Origin of the sequence: Qipengyuania pacifica (assembly GCF_019711555.1) — a bacterium.
GTDB lineage: Bacteria > Pseudomonadota > Alphaproteobacteria > Sphingomonadales > Sphingomonadaceae > Qipengyuania > Qipengyuania pacifica.
This window is the reverse complement of the sequence record NZ_JAIGNQ010000003.1, coordinates 492,602-509,517: the sequence shown is the minus strand read 5'-3', so window position 1 is coordinate 509,517 and position 16,916 is coordinate 492,602. Positions and strand designations below refer to the sequence as shown.

General features: G+C 60.8%; 14 protein-coding genes. 8 read left to right on the top strand and 6 right to left on the bottom strand.

Annotation, left to right across the window (positions count from 1 at the left end):
• Positions 1-38: 38 nt before the first annotated feature.
• The 3 genes from K3177_RS12145 to ppdK are packed head-to-tail and all read left to right on the top strand — an operon-like array spanning position 39 to position 5,853.
• Complete coding sequence (locus tag K3177_RS12145) at positions 39-974, top strand: glycine--tRNA ligase subunit alpha (protein WP_103024965.1); 936 nt, start codon at positions 39-41, stop codon at positions 972-974.
• Positions 971-3,130 carry a glycine--tRNA ligase subunit beta gene (gene glyS, locus K3177_RS12140; protein ID WP_221598455.1) on the top strand — a complete coding sequence of 720 codons (2,160 nt, stop codon included), beginning with the start codon at positions 971-973 and terminating at the stop codon, positions 3,128-3,130. Before K3177_RS12145 ends, glyS begins: the two co-directional genes overlap by 4 nt.
• Before the next feature lie 59 nt (positions 3,131-3,189).
• The gene (ppdK, locus tag K3177_RS12135) at positions 3,190-5,853 is read left to right on the top strand and encodes a pyruvate, phosphate dikinase (protein WP_221598454.1); all 2,664 of its coding nucleotides are present in this window, start codon (positions 3,190-3,192) and stop codon (positions 5,851-5,853) included.
• On the opposite strand, the gene K3177_RS12130 is transcribed toward ppdK, so the two are convergent.
• Complete coding sequence (locus tag K3177_RS12130; RefSeq protein WP_221598453.1) at positions 5,850-6,608, bottom strand: class I SAM-dependent methyltransferase; 759 nt, start codon at positions 6,606-6,608, stop codon at positions 5,850-5,852. The two genes, ppdK and K3177_RS12130, sit on opposite strands and share 4 nt — an antisense overlap.
• A 54-nt stretch (positions 6,609-6,662) precedes the next feature.
• Between K3177_RS12130 and K3177_RS12125 the strand changes: the two genes are divergently transcribed.
• The 5 genes from K3177_RS12125 to K3177_RS12105 all read left to right on the top strand — a co-directional run bounded on the left by K3177_RS12125 (position 6,663) and on the right by K3177_RS12105 (position 12,227).
• Complete coding sequence (locus K3177_RS12125; protein ID WP_221598452.1) at positions 6,663-7,400, top strand: ComF family protein; 738 nt, start codon at positions 6,663-6,665, stop codon at positions 7,398-7,400.
• A gap of 370 nt (positions 7,401-7,770) precedes the next feature.
• A complete protein-coding gene (gene hisI / locus K3177_RS12120; protein ID WP_221598451.1) occupies positions 7,771-8,142 on the top strand; it encodes a phosphoribosyl-AMP cyclohydrolase in 372 nt (123 codons plus the stop codon).
• Positions 8,143-8,174: 32 nt separating this feature from the next.
• Positions 8,175-8,633: a MerR family transcriptional regulator gene (locus K3177_RS12115; RefSeq protein WP_103024969.1), complete on the top strand. Its 459-nt coding sequence runs from the start codon at positions 8,175-8,177 to the stop codon at positions 8,631-8,633.
• Positions 8,634-8,682: 49 nt separating this feature from the next.
• Positions 8,683-10,488, top strand: a complete 1,806-nt coding sequence (locus K3177_RS12110; RefSeq protein ID WP_221598450.1) for an acyl-CoA dehydrogenase C-terminal domain-containing protein — start codon at positions 8,683-8,685, stop codon at positions 10,486-10,488.
• Between the two features lie 512 nt (positions 10,489-11,000).
• Positions 11,001-12,227 (top strand): GGDEF domain-containing protein, encoded by a 1,227-nt coding sequence (locus K3177_RS12105; RefSeq protein WP_221598449.1) that lies wholly within the window; start codon positions 11,001-11,003, stop codon positions 12,225-12,227.
• 9 nt (positions 12,228-12,236) lie between these two features.
• Here K3177_RS12105 and K3177_RS12100 read toward each other — a convergent pair whose 3' ends face one another.
• From K3177_RS12100 to tyrS, 5 genes are all read right to left on the bottom strand, one after another.
• Positions 12,237-12,944 (bottom strand): dienelactone hydrolase family protein, encoded by a 708-nt coding sequence (locus K3177_RS12100; RefSeq protein ID WP_221598448.1) that lies wholly within the window; start codon positions 12,942-12,944, stop codon positions 12,237-12,239.
• Positions 12,941-13,858 carry a cysteine synthase A gene (cysK, locus tag K3177_RS12095; RefSeq protein ID WP_221598447.1) on the bottom strand — a complete coding sequence of 306 codons (918 nt, stop codon included), beginning with the start codon at positions 13,856-13,858 and terminating at the stop codon, positions 12,941-12,943. Before cysK ends, K3177_RS12100 begins: the two co-directional genes overlap by 4 nt.
• Positions 13,855-15,165 carry an MFS transporter gene (locus K3177_RS12090; protein WP_221598446.1) on the bottom strand — a complete coding sequence of 437 codons (1,311 nt, stop codon included), beginning with the start codon at positions 15,163-15,165 and terminating at the stop codon, positions 13,855-13,857. Before K3177_RS12090 ends, cysK begins: the two co-directional genes overlap by 4 nt.
• Positions 15,166-15,239: 74 nt before the next feature.
• Positions 15,240-15,578: a PilZ domain-containing protein gene (locus K3177_RS12085; protein ID WP_103024975.1), complete on the bottom strand. Its 339-nt coding sequence runs from the start codon at positions 15,576-15,578 to the stop codon at positions 15,240-15,242.
• A gap of 100 nt (positions 15,579-15,678) precedes the next feature.
• Entirely contained in the window at positions 15,679-16,908 is a 1,230-nt protein-coding gene (gene tyrS, locus K3177_RS12080; protein ID WP_221598445.1) for a tyrosine--tRNA ligase, read from the bottom strand.
• Positions 16,909-16,916 lie beyond the last annotated feature (8 nt).

The window sequence follows — 16,916 nt, the reverse complement described above, 5'->3', positions numbered from 1 at the left end:
ATTGACGCATTTTCGCGCTTGCGCCATTGCCCCGCGCCATGGACCGCAATCCGCAGAATTCCTTCCAGGACATGATCCTCGCCCTCCACGATTTCTGGAGTGCACAGGGGTGCCTCATCCTCCAGCCCTACGACATGCGCATGGGCGCCGGGACGTTCCACACCGCGACCACCTTGCGCGCGCTGGGGCCCGAACCGTGGAACGCCGCCTTCGTGCAGCCCTGCCGCCGCCCGACCGATGGTCGCTATGGCGAGAATCCGAACAGGCTGCAGCATTACTACCAGTATCAGGTGATCCTGAAGCCGAGCCCGCCCGACATTCAGGATCTCTATCTCAAGAGCCTTGAAGTGATCGGCATCGATCCGCTGAAACACGACATCCGCTTCGTCGAGGACGACTGGGAAAGCCCGACGCTGGGCGCGTGGGGGCTGGGCTGGGAGGTCTGGTGCGACGGGATGGAAGTTACCCAGTTCACCTATTTCCAGCAGATGGGCGGCTTCGATTGCAAGCCGGTGGCGGGCGAGCTGACCTACGGGCTCGAACGGCTGGCCATGTACATCCAGGGCGTCGACAACGTCTATGATCTCAACTTCAATGGGGGCACGTCCTCAAGTAACGAAGCGGTAGGACGCGAAAGACTCGTTTCTTATGGCGACGTGTTTCTCGAGAACGAGAAGCAGATGTCGAAATGGAACTTCGAGGTCGCCGAGACTGATGCTCTGTTCGACCTGTTCAACAAGGCCGAAGCGGAATGCAAGAACGCGCTCGCGAATGAAGTGCCGATCGCCGCTTACGAACAGGCCGTGGAGGCGAGCCACATCTTCAACCTGTTGCAGGCGCGCGGCGTGATCAGTGTGCAGGAACGGGCCAGCTACATGGGCCGCGTCCGCGATCTCGCGCGCGGGTCTTGCGAAGCGCACATGGCGAAGGAAGCGCCCGTCTGGGCAGAGAAGTATCCGGAGTGGTCGAAATGAGCGACTTTCTCCTCGAACTGCGCAGCGAAGAGATCCCGGCGCGCATGCAGGCAGGCGCGCGCGCCGAACTGGAAAAACTGTTCCGGCGCGAGCTGGACGCGGCGGGCATTTCCGCAGGTGAGATCACTGTGTGGTCGACCCCGCGCCGTCTCGCATTGATTGCCCGCGCTCTTCCCGAGGCAACCGAGGCCGTAAGCGAAGAACTGAAGGGCCCACCAGTGGGCGCGCCCGATCAGGCGCTCGAAGGCTTCTGCCGCAAGGCCGGGGTCGAAAAGGCCGACCTCGAGATCCGCGAAGTGAAGGGCCGCGAGACCTATTTCGCCATCAAGAACGTGCCCGGCCGCGCGACCAAGGACCTGCTCGCCGAGGCAATACCCGCGATCGTTCGCGATTTCAGCTGGCCCAAGTCGATGCGCTGGGGCGCGGCCTCGATCAGCACCGAAAGCCTGCGCTGGGTCCGTCCGTTATCGGGAATCGTTGCGCTGCTGGGGGACGATGTGGTCGACTGCGAGGTACATGGCGTCACCTCGGGCGCGGTCACGCTCGGCCACCGCTTCCACCATTCCGGCGACATCACCATCGGCAATGCTGAAGATTATGCGGTGAAACTGCGCGCCGCGCATGTGATCGTCGATCACGAGGAACGGCAGGACCTGATCCGTTCGGGCGCTGCCAAGGTTGCGTCCGAAGCTGCCCTCAAGCTGGTCGAGGATGAAGGGCTGGTCGTCGAGAACGCCGGCCTCACTGAGTGGCCCGTCCCGCTGCTCGGGCGGTTCGAGGAAGACTTCCTTGAGGTTCCGCCCGAGACGATCCAGCTCACCGCCCGCGTGAACCAGAAATATTTCGTCTGCGAGGACGACAAGGGCGAACTCGCCAACGCCTTCATCTGCACCGCCAATATCGAGGCCGAAGACGGCGGCACACGCGTGGTCGACGGCAACCGCAAGGTGCTCGCCGCCCGCCTGTCGGACGCGCGTTTTTTCTGGGATGTCGACCGCAAGAAGACCCTCGCCCAGCACGCGAAGGGTCTGGAGCGGATCACCTTCCACGAGAAGCTGGGCACCGTCGCCGACAAGGTCGACCGGGTGGCCAAGCTGGCCGATTGGCTGGTGTTCGATGCCAAGGCCCCGAATGGCGATCATAAGCTCGCACGACAGGCAGCCGAATTGAGCAAGGCCGATCTCGTAACCGAAATGGTCGGCGAGTTCCCTGAACTGCAGGGCCTGATGGGTGGCTATTATGCCAAGGCCGAAGGTCTCCCGCTAGAAGTGTCCGAGGCCATTCGCGATCATTACAAGCCCGTCGGTGCGAGCGACGAGGTGCCGACTGCGCCGACAACGGTCGCAGTAAGCCTCGCGGATAAGCTCGACAATCTGCTCAGCTTTTTCCGCATCGGCATCCTGCCGACCGGATCGAAGGATCCCTTTGCACTGCGCCGGGCCGCGCTCGGCTATCTGAGGCTGGTTCAGGCGAATGGACTCAAGCTTGAGCTGGATCAGGTGGTCCACGCCTGGGCAAGCCAGCGCGTTGCAGGTTTGCCAGAGAAACTGGGCGAATTTCTCCTGGACCGTCTCGCGGTGCAGCTTCGTGATGAAGGTGTGCGGCATGACTATATTCAGGCATCGCGTAGCTGGCAGGGGCGGCCCGACATGCGTGTCGACCGCGTCGAAAGCCGGGCGAGGGCGCTTACCGCGTTTCTCGGTACCGAAGACGGTGCCAACTTGCTCGCCGGTTACAAGCGCGCCGCCAACATCCTCAAGAAGGAAGACTGGCACGGCAGCGAAGGCGAAATCGCCCGCACAGGCGAAGAAGATCCTCTTGCGCTTGTCGACGATCCCGACATGAAAGCCGTGATCCAGGCCAAGATGAATGAGCGCCACGCAAAAGAGCTTTCCTACACTCCGGAACCGGCCGAAAAGGCTCTTATGGACGCGCTGGAATCATCGGAACCTGCAGCGACACGAGCCATTGATGCGGAAGACTTCTCCGGCGCAATGGCTGCACTTGCTTCTCTGCGCGCACCGATCGATCGCTTCTTCGATGAAGTGACGGTAAACGCGGATGAAGAAAACAAGCGCGCCCATCGGCTCGACCTGCTTGCGCGTTTTCGCGCTGCAGTGCACCAAGTGGCAGATTTCTCTCGCATCGAGGGATGACTTTTTCCCCCTTGGACCGTGTAACAGGCGGTCCATGTCTCGGATAAGCAGGGATTAGAATGAACGATACGGTCTTCACCTTCGGCGGCAACGCTCCGCATTCGAATGCACGACAGAAGGACAAGACCGTCACCGGCGGCAAGGGGGCGAACCTGGCCGAGATGGCCAGCATCGGCCTGCCGGTTCCCCCCGGTTTCACCATCGCCACCGAAGAATGCCTCGAATATCTCGCAGGCGGTTCGGACTTCTCCGAAAAGTTGCGGGCGGACGTCGCGGACGCACTTCGCCACGTCGAAGAAACGGTGGGCAAGGGCTTTGGCAATGCTGCCGATCCGCTGCTCGTGTCGGTCCGGTCGGGCGCGGCCATTTCCATGCCGGGCATGATGGACACCGTTCTCAACCTCGGCCTGAACGACGAGACGGTCGAAGGCCTTGCAAGGACGTCCGGCGATGAACGTTTCGCGTGGGACAGCTACCGCCGCTTCATCCAGATGTACGGTGATGTGGTCCTCGGGGTTGATCACGGCCTGTTCGAAGAAGCGCTGGAAATCGCCAAGGAAGACAACGGTTATTACGCGGATACCGAGCTTTCCGCCGACGAGTGGAAGACGCTCGTCGCGCAGTACAAGTCCATTGTCGAAGAAGAACTCGGCTCTCCTTTCCCTCAGGATCCTATCGAACAGCTATGGGGCGCAATCAGCGCCGTCTTCGACAGCTGGGATACCGAGCGCGCCAAGGTCTATCGGCGCCTGAACGACATTCCGCATGACATGGGCACGGCGGTGAACGTGCAGGCGATGGTATTCGGCAACATGGGCGATACCAGCGCTACCGGCGTTGCGTTCACGCGCGATCCGTCGACCGGTGAAAAGGCCTATTACGGCGAATGGCTGGTCAATGCGCAGGGCGAAGATGTGGTCGCGGGCATCCGCACGCCGCAATATCTCACCAGGGCGCGTCGTGAAGCCGCCGGGGCAGACAAACCGAGCATGGAAGAAGCCATGCCCGAAGCGTTTGCCGAACTGTCGCATCTGTTCGATCTGCTGGAACGGCATTACACCGACATGCAGGATATCGAATTTACCGTGCAGCAGGGCAAGCTCTGGCTCCTGCAGACGCGCAACGGCAAGCGGACGGCCAAGGCCGCGCTGAAGATGGCCGTCGACATGGTGGCCGAAGGGCTGATCGACGAGAAAACCGCCATCCTGCGCGTCGATCCGATGGCGCTCGACCAATTGCTGCACCCAACGCTCGATCCCGATGCTCCGCGTGATGTTCTGACAACCGGCCTTCCTGCATCGCCGGGTGCCGCAAGCGGCAAGATCGTTCTAGATGCGGATACGGCCGAACTTTGGGCCAATCGCGGCGAGAAGGTCATTCTGGTTCGTGTTGAAACCTCACCGGAAGATATTCACGGAATGCACGCCGCAACCGGGATTTTGACGGCACGCGGCGGAATGACCAGCCATGCGGCCGTGGTTGCACGCGGAATGGGTCGTCCGTGCGTATCGGGCGCTTCGCAGGTCTCGATCGCAAGGGAAGGGCGCACACTGAGCATCGGCGATCGCGAACTTTCCGAAGGCGATATCATCACCATCGACGGCGCGAATGGTCAGGTCATGGCGGGCGAGGTCGCAACCATCGAACCCGAACTTGCCGGCGATTTCGGTACCTTGATGGAATGGGCCGACAGGCACCGCCGTATGCGCGTGCGCACCAATGCCGAGACCGAAACCGAATGCCGCATGGCGCGTCAGTTCGGCGCCGAAGGCATCGGCCTTTGCCGGACCGAGCACATGTTCTTCGATGCCGGCCGGATCAGCGCCGTGCGCGAAATGATCCTGGCCGATACCGAAAAGGGCCGCCGTGCCGCGCTCGACAAGCTGCTGCCGGAACAGCGCAGCGACTTCGTGACCATCTTTGAAGTGATGGCAGGCCTGCCATGCACTATCCGCCTGCTCGACCCGCCGCTGCACGAATTCCTGCCGCACGGCGATACCGAGTTCGAGGAACTGGCCGAAGCAACTGGCGTGCCGATCGAGAAGCTGCGCCGGCGCGCTGGCGAATTACACGAATTCAACCCCATGCTCGGCCACCGCGGTTGCCGCCTGGGGATCACCTATCCCGAAATCTACGAGATGCAGGCACGCGCGATCTTCGAAGCCGCCTGTCAGGTCGCCAGGGACAGCGGGGACGCACCTGTCCCTGAAATCATGATCCCGCTAGTCGCCACGCGGCGTGAACTCGAATTGCTCAAAGCTGTGGTCGACAGGGTCGCGGCCGAAGTGTTTGCCGATACCGGAACGACGCTCGAATACCTCGTCGGAACAATGATCGAACTGCCTCGCGCTGCCCTGATGGCGGGCGAGATAGCCGAAGTCGGCGAATTCTTCAGTTTCGGGACCAATGACCTCACCCAGACCACGCTTGGGGTCAGCCGCGACGATGCTGGACGTTTCCTCACAGCCTACGTCGACAAAGGCATTTTTGCGCGTGATCCGTTCGTCAGCCTCGATGTCGACGGCGTCGGGCAACTGGTCGAACTCGCGGTAGAGCGGGGCAGGGCCACGCGCGAAGGACTGAAGCTGGGTATTTGCGGCGAACATGGCGGCGATCCGGCAAGTATAGCCTTCTGCGATCGCACCGGTCTCGACTACGTGAGTGCGTCCCCCTACCGCGTACCGATTGCGCGTCTGGCCGCTGCGCAAGCCAGCCTTCGTTAGTCTTTCCAGCCTGTAAGCGTCAGTATCTCGAAAGTTTCGAGCACACGGCCCTTGTCGTTGGCAGCGGTCATGAACGCGTTGTCCGCTCTCTTCTTTGCCCTTTTTCCAAGCGGTGGAGGCACATTGGCTAGCGCGCTGCCCAATCCCTGATCGCGAAGGTCGGACACGAGCCGGTCAAGCGAGGCGAAGGATACGGTCAGGCGCCGACTGTCGACCACCTGCCGTTTGAACAAAGCGCGCTGGAGGAGGGCGGATGCCGCCTGATTGTCGACCAGCGGATGCATCCGCGCCGTGGGCTTGTCCGGTTCACTCGCGATCATGGCGCGCCGCAGATTGGGAAGGCTTCCAGCCCCGAGGAAACTGGCCACCATCAGACCATCATCCGCCAAGGCGTTGCGCATATGGAGAAGAGCACCAGGAAGATCGTTGACGCGGTCAACCGAAGAAAGGCTCACGATCAGATCGAACGGTTCGCCCTTGATCGGTCGCTCTTCGTCAAGAGTGGCAACGTCATGCTCGACGACGTTGGAACCGGCGCCTCGCAACGACAGCGCCAGAGTTCCAGTCCAGTCGCCGATTACCAAGGCACGTTCCGGTGACATGCGGATAAATTCGAGCCGGTCGAGAATATCCTCCACCATGTCGTCCATGATGTAACGCGCCGCGTCGCGATGAGCCTGCCTCACCCGGGAACGGCGCAAGCCTGAAATACGGCGCTCGCGAGAGAATATCCGCGGGGGCGTGGAGGAATTCATGCCTCGATCCCTGCCGCGCTTGCCAGGTGCGCGCAAGGCGGGCAGCAAGGGAAGGTGTCGACAAGCCGCCTTCTCGCGACCAGCTTCGCGCCCGTGCTCAACTTCGTGTATCCGCCCCGTTGTCCGGCGTGCGGTGGGGGAGTGGGCGAGCAGGGCGGTTTGTGCATGACCTGCTGGGATGATCTTGTCATTCCATCGGAGCCGTGTTGCACTTCGTGCCAGCGCCCATTCGGCGAAAACGGTCCGACCGATGGCGCTATCTGCGCACCCTGCCTTGCCGATCCACCGAAACACGATGGGATCGCCGCAGGAACGCTCTATACCGACACGTCGCGAAAGCTCGTTCTCGCGTTCAAGCACGGACGGCGGATCGCGCTAGCGCCGATGCTTGCAAAACTGATCGCCGCCCGGCTTCCGCGAGCAGACGGCCTCAGGCTTATCGTTCCCGTTCCGCTTCACCGCGGAAGGTTGTGGCACAGGGGCTATAATCAGGCAGCGTTGCTCGGACGGCAGCTCAGCCGCATGGGACATGGAACCCTGTGCGTGGATGGATTGATTCGAACCAAACCCACGCCAAGCCTTGGTGGTCTCGGAAGAAAGGCCAGGGCAAAGGCTCTGTCCGGGGCCGTGAAAATCAATCCCAAGCGCGCACGAGTTTTGAATGATGCTGACATCGTGCTGGTCGACGATGTATTGACCAGCGGTGCGACGAGCGCGGCTTGTGTGAAGGCCTTGAAAGCTGCTGGCGCGAAGAGCGTGATGATCGCGTGTTTTTCGCGCGTTCTCGACTAGGCCATACGAAGCTGACCCATAACGGAAACGCCCGGGATCTTGCGATCCCGGGCGCCACGTGACGAATATAACCGGACCTGCCTTGCGGCGCGGGTGCAGCCCCCCAGCATGCACCTTGGGTCCATCCCTCATCGTTTCCGGATGCGCCGCGCATACCCTCATCGCGGCTGCGGATCCGTTAACCCCCTGAACCTGGCGCTCTACTGGCACCGCTGCTCCGGTGGGCAGGCCTCACGTGCCTGCTGACCCTTTTGTTCCTCAAAAACGCCTGACTTCAAACACACTTCTGCAAGAGTGTGTGATTTTGGGTCGACTTTGTGGTTATCGTGCAACAAGCATGTCGCAGGTGTACAATTTGAAAGGTTCTACCATGTCCGATCGATCCGAGCGCGAAGCTGGACGGTCCTTTATGCCGAAGTTCGACGACAAGGGCCTCCTCAGTGCAGTGGTGGTTCACCACGAGACTCGCGACGTGCTCATGGTAGCCTTCATGGATGTCGAAGCGCTGAATGCGACGCGAGAGACGGGGGTCGCCCACTTCCATTCCCGCTCGCGCGGCAAGTTGTGGAAGAAGGGGGAAAGCTCCGGCAATATACTCAAGGTCCATGAGATACTGGTGGACTGTGATCAGGATGCGTTTGTTCTGTCTTGCACACCGGCGGGGCCGACTTGCCATACCGGAGCCCGTAGCTGCTTCTACCGCGTATTGCAGGATGACGCTCTCGAACCCGTCAAGACTTGACGCTTACGTAAACGTTGGATTATTGGAAGGGCATGAACCAGCCGCTTCCCAAGGATGTCACCGCCGCGACTGGCGATCGCCGCCACGCCGGCGCCCATATCGAACGACCCGACGAACTGGGTCGCGAACAATACTCCATATCCGATCTTACCAGCGAATTCGGCTGCACGGCGCGGGCGCTCCGCTTCTATGAGGACGAGGGCCTTATTGCGCCGTCGCGTATCGGACTAACCCGCATCTATTCGAAACGGGACCGCGCGCGACTCGCATGGATCATGCGGGCCAAGAACGTGGGCTTCTCGCTCGTCGAGATCCGCGAGATGATCGACCTCTACGATCTGGGTGACGGTCGCGTCGAACAGCGGCGCGTCACGATCGAGAAGTGCAGGACCCATGTCGCCAAGCTGAAGGAACAGCGCGACGATATCGACAGCGCGATCAGCGAACTATCCGACTTCATCGAACATATCGAAACACTCGACCGCGATTGATTTCACCAACCGGCAGCATGCCGGCCAGGCTCAAACCAAGGACACGCAGATGCCCACATATACCGCGCCGACCCGCGACACCCGCTTCCTTGTCAATGAACTGCTCGATCTTGCCAGCTACGGCAACCTGCCGGGCTTCGAAATGGCGAGCCCCGATGTAACCGATGCCGTGATCACCGAAGGCGGCAAGTTCTGTGCCGAGGTACTGGCACCCATAAACCAGTCGGGCGATCAGGAAGGCTGTACGCGTCACGAGGACGGTTCCGTCACCACTCCGAAAGGTTTCAAGGAAGCCTTCAACCAGTTCCGCGAAGCGGGATGGGGGACGCTGGCGCAGCCCGAGGAGTTTGGCGGACAGGGCTTGCCGCATGTGCTCGGCTTCGTGATGGAAGAATTCATTTCCAGCGCCAACCAGGCATTCGGTATGTATCCGGGCCTGACCAATGGCGCCATTTCTGCACTGATCGCCAAGGGCACTCAGGAACAGAAGGAAATGTATCTGCCCAAGATGGTGTCCGGCGAATGGACCGGCACCATGAACCTGACCGAACCGCAATGCGGCACCGATCTCGGCATGATCCGCACCAAGGCGGAGCCGAAGGGCGATGGCAGCTACTCGATTACCGGCACCAAGATCTTCATTTCTGCCGGCGAGCATGATCTTTCGGACAACATCATCCATCTGGTTCTGGCGAAGACCCCGGGGGCGCCAGACAGCACGAAGGGTATCTCGCTCTTCGTGGTGCCCAAGTTCCTGGTGAACGAGGACGGTTCGGTGGGCGAACGCAATGGCGTGATGTGCGGTTCGATCGAACACAAGATGGGTATTCACGCCAATTCGACCTGCGTCCTCAATTACGACGGCGCCACGGGATGGCTTGTCGGTGAAGAGAACAAGGGCCTGGCTGCAATGTTCATCATGATGAACGCAGCCCGCCTCGGCGTCGGTATGCAGGGTCTCAGCCAGGCTGAAGTCGCATATCAGAACGCTGTCGCCTACGCTCTCGACCGGCGTCAGGGCCGGGCACTGACCGGTCCCGCCGAGCCGGAAGCCCAGGCCGACCCGATATTCGTCCACCCGGACGTTCGCCGTATGCTGATGGATGCCAAGGCCTTCACCGAAGGCATGCGCGCCCTGTCGCTGTGGGGGGCGTTGCTCGTCGACCTGACCCACAAGGCGCAGACCGAAGAGGAACGCGCCGAAGCCGATGCGATGATCGGTCTGCTGACCCCGGTCATCAAGGGATATGGCACCGACAAGGGCTATGAGGTTGCGACCAACATGCAGCAGGTCTTCGGTGGCCACGGCTATATCGAGGAATGGGGCATGAGCCAGTTCGTGCGTGATGCGAGGATTGCCCAGATCTACGAAGGCACCAACGGCGTGCAGGCGATGGATCTGTGCGGTCGGAAGCTCGCGCAGAAGGGCGGGGCAGCCATCCAGGCATATTTCAAAGCGGTGGGCGACGACATTGCAGCGGCCAAGGACGACGACGATCTGGGTGCAATGGCCGAAGCTCTGGAAAAAGCGCTTAGCCAACAGCAGGCGGCAACGATGTGGTTCATGCAGAACGCCATGCAGAACCCGAACCATCTTGGCGCTGGCGCGCACCACTACATGCACATCATGGGTATCGTGACCCTGGGCTGGATGTGGCTGCGCATGGCCAAGGTGGCACAGACAGCTCTCGCATCCGACACCGATGACAAGGCGTTCTATGAGGCGAAGCTGGCAACTGCGCGCTATTACATGGACCGGTTCCTGCCTGACGTGGGAGCGCTGCGTCGCAAGCTGGAAGCCGGTGCCGATAGCCTCATGGCGCTGGACGAAGCAGCCTTCTCAACTGCCGCCTGACAGCAGGGCGGGTGACACCGACCGGGGGTGAATTAAAAACTGCCTCCGGTCGATTTCCCGTTTGCAATCATCGAATTACAAACCTTTTCGACGAAGCGTGTGTCACCTTTCGCCTTTCCTCGAGTATGGGCGACACATCTAAAAGCGCGATCGCGAGAAAATGCGACTTACGCATTTCAAAGGCGCGGCTCGCCGTCACTTCTTCATTGATGTGAAAGAGTTGCTTCCAGCATCTACCCAACAGCAGCAGTGTAGGAAAATGCTTTTGCGCTCGTGAGTAACGGGTCCAACATGATCCGCTAAGCATCGGTAAGAAAACGCAGATCAGAAGTTCGATCTTATTCATCACCGGAACGTCGGAGCACAGATTGACCTGCCTTGCTCCGAACGAAGCGCAGAGCGGACAATCATTCCACCGAATTGTTTCCAAGGGCATGGTCGTTAATCCCGTCAAACCCTAATGCGCGTTTAACCAAGCATTCGCACTTGGAAGTTACCGACTGGCTCCGCTCATGACCGCCGTTTTCATCCTCAGCATCAACATGTTCGTTTCGGCGCTGTTTGCGGTGGCATTTGCGGTGGTCGCATCTACCAATCCAACCGTTCGCGGTGCGCGGTGGCTCGCCGCTGCCTATGGCATCGGAGTAATCGATGTCGCGCTGGAGTTCCTTCTGCCTTCGCTGGCCCATCCGGGGGTGGGCGTGGTGGCGATCTATCTTGTCTATCTGACTGCACTGACCTTTGGGGTCGTGGGCGTCGCAACGCATTACGATGTGAAGCGACCGAAGATAGCTCTGGCGACGATCTGGGTTGCCGCCCTGGGGCTGATCCCGGCCCTGTTCTACCTGCCATATGGCTCGACACTGCGCACGCTCCTGTACCAGCTTCCTTATGTGTCGCTGCATGTACTGATCGTTGTGCTCGTGCTCCGGTCCGGAAGGCGTATGGCGCTCGACAGGCTCCTGGCGGCCGTCAGTGCGATGGGCGCGCTCACCTATCTGTCAAAATCCGCCATTGTTGCGCGAGTGAACAATGCCCCCGATCCGCAAAGTTACCTCGGTTCGGAATACGCCGCGATTTCTCAAACACTGGGCGCGGTTGTCCTCGTCGCCCTGGCATTGGTCCTGTTGCTGGTGATCATGCGCGACACGACGATGGAAATGGTCGTCCGCTCCGAAACGGACCCGCTTTCGGGCGTACTCAATCGTCGCGGCTTCGAAGCGCGCGGACAGCCTTATGTCGAACACGCAAAAAAGAACGGTCAGCCATTGGCGCTGATCACGATCGACCTCGATCGGTTCAAGGCGATCAATGACAGCTTCGGCCATGCCGCGGGCGATATGGTGATCGCGGACCTGGCCGCGTTGTTGCGTGCATCGTCCGGCCAGAGCGATCTGGTCGCGCGGTTGGGCGGCGAAGAATTTGCTATGCTGCTGCCGGGCCACAACGCAGCGCAGGCCCAGGCTTTAGCGGAAGACATCAGGGTGCTGATTTCGCGCAAGCTTCCCCTTCGCTTGGGCAATGAGAAAGCGGTCACGGCATCCTTCGGAGTGGCCGAGTTGCAAATGACCGATCAGCTTTCCGACCTGTGCCGTAGATCAGACGTCGCCCTGTACGAAGCGAAAGCCGGGGGGCGCAACAAGGTCGCCGCGGCATCCATTCTGCGCGCGGTCGGTTCCGAAGAGGACAGGCGCGATTACGGCCGGGTGCAGGACAGCCGCACCAAATACTGCGCGTAATTTGCTGCGCTAACTGCGCAATTCCAGCACTTCGTCGAAGAGTGCGTGCATTGCGGCCCGGCTCTGGCGATCGGCGCTGGGATCGTATGCGGGATTTGGCGTCCCGTCGCGCGCAAGCGGGTTGGTAAAGCCATGTTCAACGCCGGCATAGTTGTGGAAGTGCCAGTCGGCCCCGATTGCGTCCATTTCTTCCCAGAAGGCCAGAACCTGTGGCCGCGGAACCAAAGAATCCGCATCACCATGACACACCAGAATGCGCGGTTTTATCGGATCGTGCGCGGGAAGCGAGGTTTCCAGCATCCCATGGAAGCTGCACACGGCAACCAGATCCTGCCCGGCGCGCGCCATTTCCAGTACCGCCATTCCCCCCAGACAGAAGCCTATCGCCAGATGGGGTAAATCCGGGTGCAAGGTGCGTAGGAGGTCGAGCGTTGCCCCCAACCGCCGGCGCATGGCTGGCGGATCGCTGCGCAAGGTCCGCATCGCGGCAAAAGCCTGTTCGGGATTTTCCGGTGCTTCGGGCCCGTAAAAATCTCCGATCAGAACGGCGTAGCCGGCATCGACCAGTTGCCGCGCCTTCACCTCGACCGCCGGGGTCGAGTTCATGAAGGTCGGATAGATCGCGACAGCGGCGCGGATCGCGTCCTGCGGGTGTGCATGCAGTGCGGTCAGATCAACCGAACCGTCGCGATATCCGACCTTCCCGAGTTCCGTCATTCGGGAAGGAAATCCGGCACCGAGAGATAACGTTCACCGGTGTCGTAGTTGAACCCCAGGACCCGGGTGCCTGCGGGCAGATCGTTCAGCTTCTGCTTGATGGCGGCCAGCGTCGCGCCGCTGGAGATACCGACGAGCAAGCCTTCCTTTGCGGCACACTGACGAGCCATTTCCTTCGCATCTTCCGCTTCCACCTGGATGGTGCCGTCGATCGCCTGCGTGTGCAGATTGTCGGGAATGAAGCCGGCACCGATACCCTGAATGGGGTGGGGACCAGGCTGGCCGCCGCTGATGACCGGAGAGAGCGTGGGTTCGACGGCGAAAGCCTTCATATCAGGCCACGCGTCCTTCAGCACTTCTGCGCAGCCGGTAAGATGGCCGCCCGTACCAACACCGGTAATCAGCGCGCCGATCGGCGCGTCGCTGAAATCGTCGAGGATTTCCTTTGCAGTCGTGCGTGCATGGACCTTCCAGTTGCTGTCATTATCGAACTGGCTGGGCATCCAGGCACCATCGGTCTGTTCGACAAGCTGCTGCGCACGCTCGATAGCTCCCTTCATGCCGCCTTCCTTGGGCGTGAGATCGAAGGTGGCGCCGTAGGCGAGCATGAGGCGGCGACGTTCGACGCTCATGCTTTCCGGCATAACCAGGACCAGCCTGTAGCCTTTGACCGCGGCGGCCATGGCAAGTCCAATGCCGGTATTGCCGCTCGTCGGTTCGATTATCGTGCCGCCGGGCTTGAGTTTGCCCGCCTGTTCCGCATCTTCGATCATCGCCAGACCGATGCGATCCTTGATCGAGCCGCCGGGATTGGCGCGTTCGCTTTTCACCCAGACTTCGTGGTCGGGGAAAAGGCGCGAAAGGCGAATGTGTGGGGTTCCGCCAATGGTGGCGAGGACGGAGTCGGCTTTCATGGCATCTGCTCCTGCAGTTTTTCTTCAGGGGGAGAGTCTAGCAATTCCTCAGGCGGGTCAAAGGTCCGCGTGGTGCGCAAAACGGGAAATATTCTGGCCCAGATGGCGACGGTGACGATGGCGCCGACCCCGCCACCCACGACAGCGAAGACCGGCCCGATGAGAAAGGCCAGGCTGCCGGAAAAGAAATCGCCGAATTCGTTGGAGGCGCTGATGGTCAAGAGGCTGACGGACGAGACGCGGCCCCGCTTGTCATCGGGCGTGTGCAACTGGATCAGCGACTGACGGATGTAGACGCTGAACATGTCTGCGGCACCTACGATAAAGAGCATGGCCAGACTGAGCGGCATCCATTTGGAAAAGCCGAATATGATCGTGGCCATGCCGAAAATGCCGACGGCCCACAGCATGCGAGGGCCGACATTGGTCTTTAAGGGCCGGAAACTGAACCAGAGCGCCGTCAGCGCGGCTCCTACTGCAGGTGCCATGGCTAGCTGGGCAAGGCCGGTTTCGCCAACCTGGAGGATATCGCGTGCGAAGACCGGGAAGAGCGCCGTGGCCCCGGCGAGAAAGACGGCAAAAAGGTCGAGCGTTATCGCGCCCAGAACCATCTTGTTATGCACCACGTAGCGAAGGCCTTCGACCATTTGATGGATCGGCCGCTTGTTCGCTTCACGAGGGGGCTGGGGGACCTTGCCGATGAAGGACAGGGCAGTGATGGCGACCCCGAAGAGGGCGCAGGCGAACGCATAGGGAAGCGCCGGATAGATGGCGTGGGTATATCCGCCGATCGCCGGTCCGACGATCATACCCGTCTGCCACGCGATGCTGGAGAGCGCGATGGCATTGGGCAGGATCGTCTTGGGTACCAGATTGGGGGCCAGCGCGGATAGGGCCGGGCCGTTGAAGGCCCGCACTATGCCGAGCACGATCGCCACGCCGAACAGCGCTGTGATCGTAAGCGTTTCGGACCAGGTGAACCACGTGAGGGTGGCGGCGCAGCCGAGCTGTGCAAGCATCGTCAACCGGGCGACGTTGCGCCGGTCGAAATGATCGGCAGCCCACCCCGAAAACGGGGTAAGCAGAAACAGGGGCACGAATTGCAGCAGGCCGATCAGCGCGAGCTGCCCGGACGCCTCCGCAACACCCAAACCGCTGTCACGGGCAATGTTGTAGGTCTGCCAGCCGATAATCAGCATCATCGCATACTGCGCCAGTGTCATCGTCAGTCGCGAGACGAAATAGGCGCGGAAATTCGCGATGCGCAGTGGCGAGGATTCGGGAGAAAGGGTGTCGGTTTCGTTCACCCCGGACGCATGACAGGCCCGCCTTCGGTTGTGAAGGCGGGCCTGCTTGTTCTTCTAGAAGAAGGTGTTGCGGCTCAGCGCAGCTTGCGCAGGCGCGGATTTGGCTGAAGCGTGTCGATCAAGGCCAGAAAGTCGTCGACGCGGATGATGCGTTCGAACTGGAAGCCAGCGCGGTTATCGCGTGTCCAGATGCAATAAGCCTCGATGCGTCCGATGACAGGAAGCCGCACGATTACGCGCTCGCCCCGTGCGATCGCATCGGCGTTGTCGACCATGAAACCGTTCGCCGAAATGTTCGCAATGTGCAGCCGCACGTCGCCCCTGCCGAAATGTTCGGCAATGACGGGGTGGTCGACCGGATGGCGCGCCATGCGCCGCTGATCGGTTACGCTCAATTGTGCTCCGGCACTCATGGCTGACGATCCCTTTATTCGTGAAACAATCGAGGGTCTCTATGCCTGTAAAAGGCTAGCAATTGGTAAACCGAAGCACTGTAATTGGGCGTTGTGCCGGTTAACGGCGGATTATGGCGTGCTTTTTCTTGCCCAGGCTGAGCTTGGATTCCGCGCCTTCGGCTATGGTTACCAGATAGGCAGGATCGTCGACCGCTTCTCCGTCCAGCCTCACTGCGCCTTCGGTCAGTTTGCGCTTCGCTTCGCCGTTGGAAGCGGTGAAGCCCAGTGCGGTCAGAACGGCACCGATGCGCATGCCGTCCGCGCCCACGTCCAGAGTGGGCAGGTCCGCACCGGCCCCGCCGCCGGCAAAGGTTTCTGCTGCGGTGCGTTCGGCCAGCGTCGCAGCCTCGTCCCCGCGAACAAGCCGCGTCACCTCGTTGGCGAGTACCGTCTTCGCGTGATTGATTTCCGAACCTTCAAGCGATTCGAGCCGGGCGATCTCGCCAAGATCCAGATCGGTAAAGAGCCGCAGGAAGCGGCCGACATCCCGGTCGTCCACATTGCGCCAGTACTGCCAGAAATCGTAACTCGGCAGCTGTGCCTCGTTGAGCCACACCGCGCCCGCCGCGGTCTTGCCCATCTTGGCGCCATCGGCCGTAGTCAGCAGCGGTGTCGTCAGGCCGAACAGCTCGCTGCCGTCCATGCGGCGGCCCAGTTCCATACCGTTGACGATGTTGCCCCATTGATCGCTGCCGCCCATCTGCAGCCGCGCGCCCATTTCCTGCGACAGGTAACGGAAGTCGTACCCCTGCAGGATCATGTAGTTGAATTCGAGGAAGGTCATCGGCTGTTCGCGCTCGAGCCGCAGACGAACCGAATCGAAGCTAAGCATCCGGTTGACGGTAAAATGCGTGCCGACCTTCTGGAGCATTTCGATGTAGCCCAGACCGCCGAGCCAGTCCTGATTGTTGACCATGACGGCATCGGTCGGGCCATCGCCAAACGTCAGCAGTCGTTCGAAGACGGTCCTGATGCCGGCGATATTCTCGTCGATCGTGGCGTCGGTCAGCATCTTGCGACTTTCGTCGCGCCCGGTCGGATCGCCGATCCGTGTCGTGCCGCCGCCCATGAGGACGATCGGCTTGTGTCCGGTCTGCTGCAAACGGCGCAGCATCATGATCTGCACGAGGCTGCCGATATGCAGAGAAGGCGCAGTGGCGTCGAAACCGATGTAGCCGGGCACGATCTGTTTTGCAGCCAGGGCGTCGAGCCCCTCGGCGTCAGTTACCTGGTGGATGTAGCCGCGCTCGTTCAGCAGGCGCAGGAGATCGGATGTGTAGTTGCTCATGACGATGC

Coding starts and splice junctions, on each gene's coding strand:
- cysK (WP_221598447.1), bottom strand. CDS start 13,858: ATGAAAGCCGACTCCGTCCTCGCCACCATTGGCGGAACCCCACACATT.
- K3177_RS12110 (WP_221598450.1), top strand. CDS start 8,683: ATGCCCACATATACCGCGCCGACCCGCGACACCCGCTTCCTTGTCAAT.
- K3177_RS12130 (WP_221598453.1), bottom strand. CDS start 6,608: ATGAATTCCTCCACGCCCCCGCGGATATTCTCTCGCGAGCGCCGTATT.
- hisI (WP_221598451.1), top strand. CDS start 7,771: ATGTCCGATCGATCCGAGCGCGAAGCTGGACGGTCCTTTATGCCGAAG.
- K3177_RS12115 (WP_103024969.1), top strand. CDS start 8,175: ATGAACCAGCCGCTTCCCAAGGATGTCACCGCCGCGACTGGCGATCGC.
- ppdK (WP_221598454.1), top strand. CDS start 3,190: ATGAACGATACGGTCTTCACCTTCGGCGGCAACGCTCCGCATTCGAAT.
- tyrS (WP_221598445.1), bottom strand. CDS start 16,908: ATGAGCAACTACACATCCGATCTCCTGCGCCTGCTGAACGAGCGCGGC.
- K3177_RS12100 (WP_221598448.1), bottom strand. CDS start 12,944: ATGACGGAACTCGGGAAGGTCGGATATCGCGACGGTTCGGTTGATCTG.
- glyS (WP_221598455.1), top strand. CDS start 971: ATGAGCGACTTTCTCCTCGAACTGCGCAGCGAAGAGATCCCGGCGCGC.
- K3177_RS12085 (WP_103024975.1), bottom strand. CDS start 15,578: ATGAGTGCCGGAGCACAATTGAGCGTAACCGATCAGCGGCGCATGGCG.
- K3177_RS12145 (WP_103024965.1), top strand. CDS start 39: ATGGACCGCAATCCGCAGAATTCCTTCCAGGACATGATCCTCGCCCTC.
- K3177_RS12105 (WP_221598449.1), top strand. CDS start 11,001: ATGACCGCCGTTTTCATCCTCAGCATCAACATGTTCGTTTCGGCGCTG.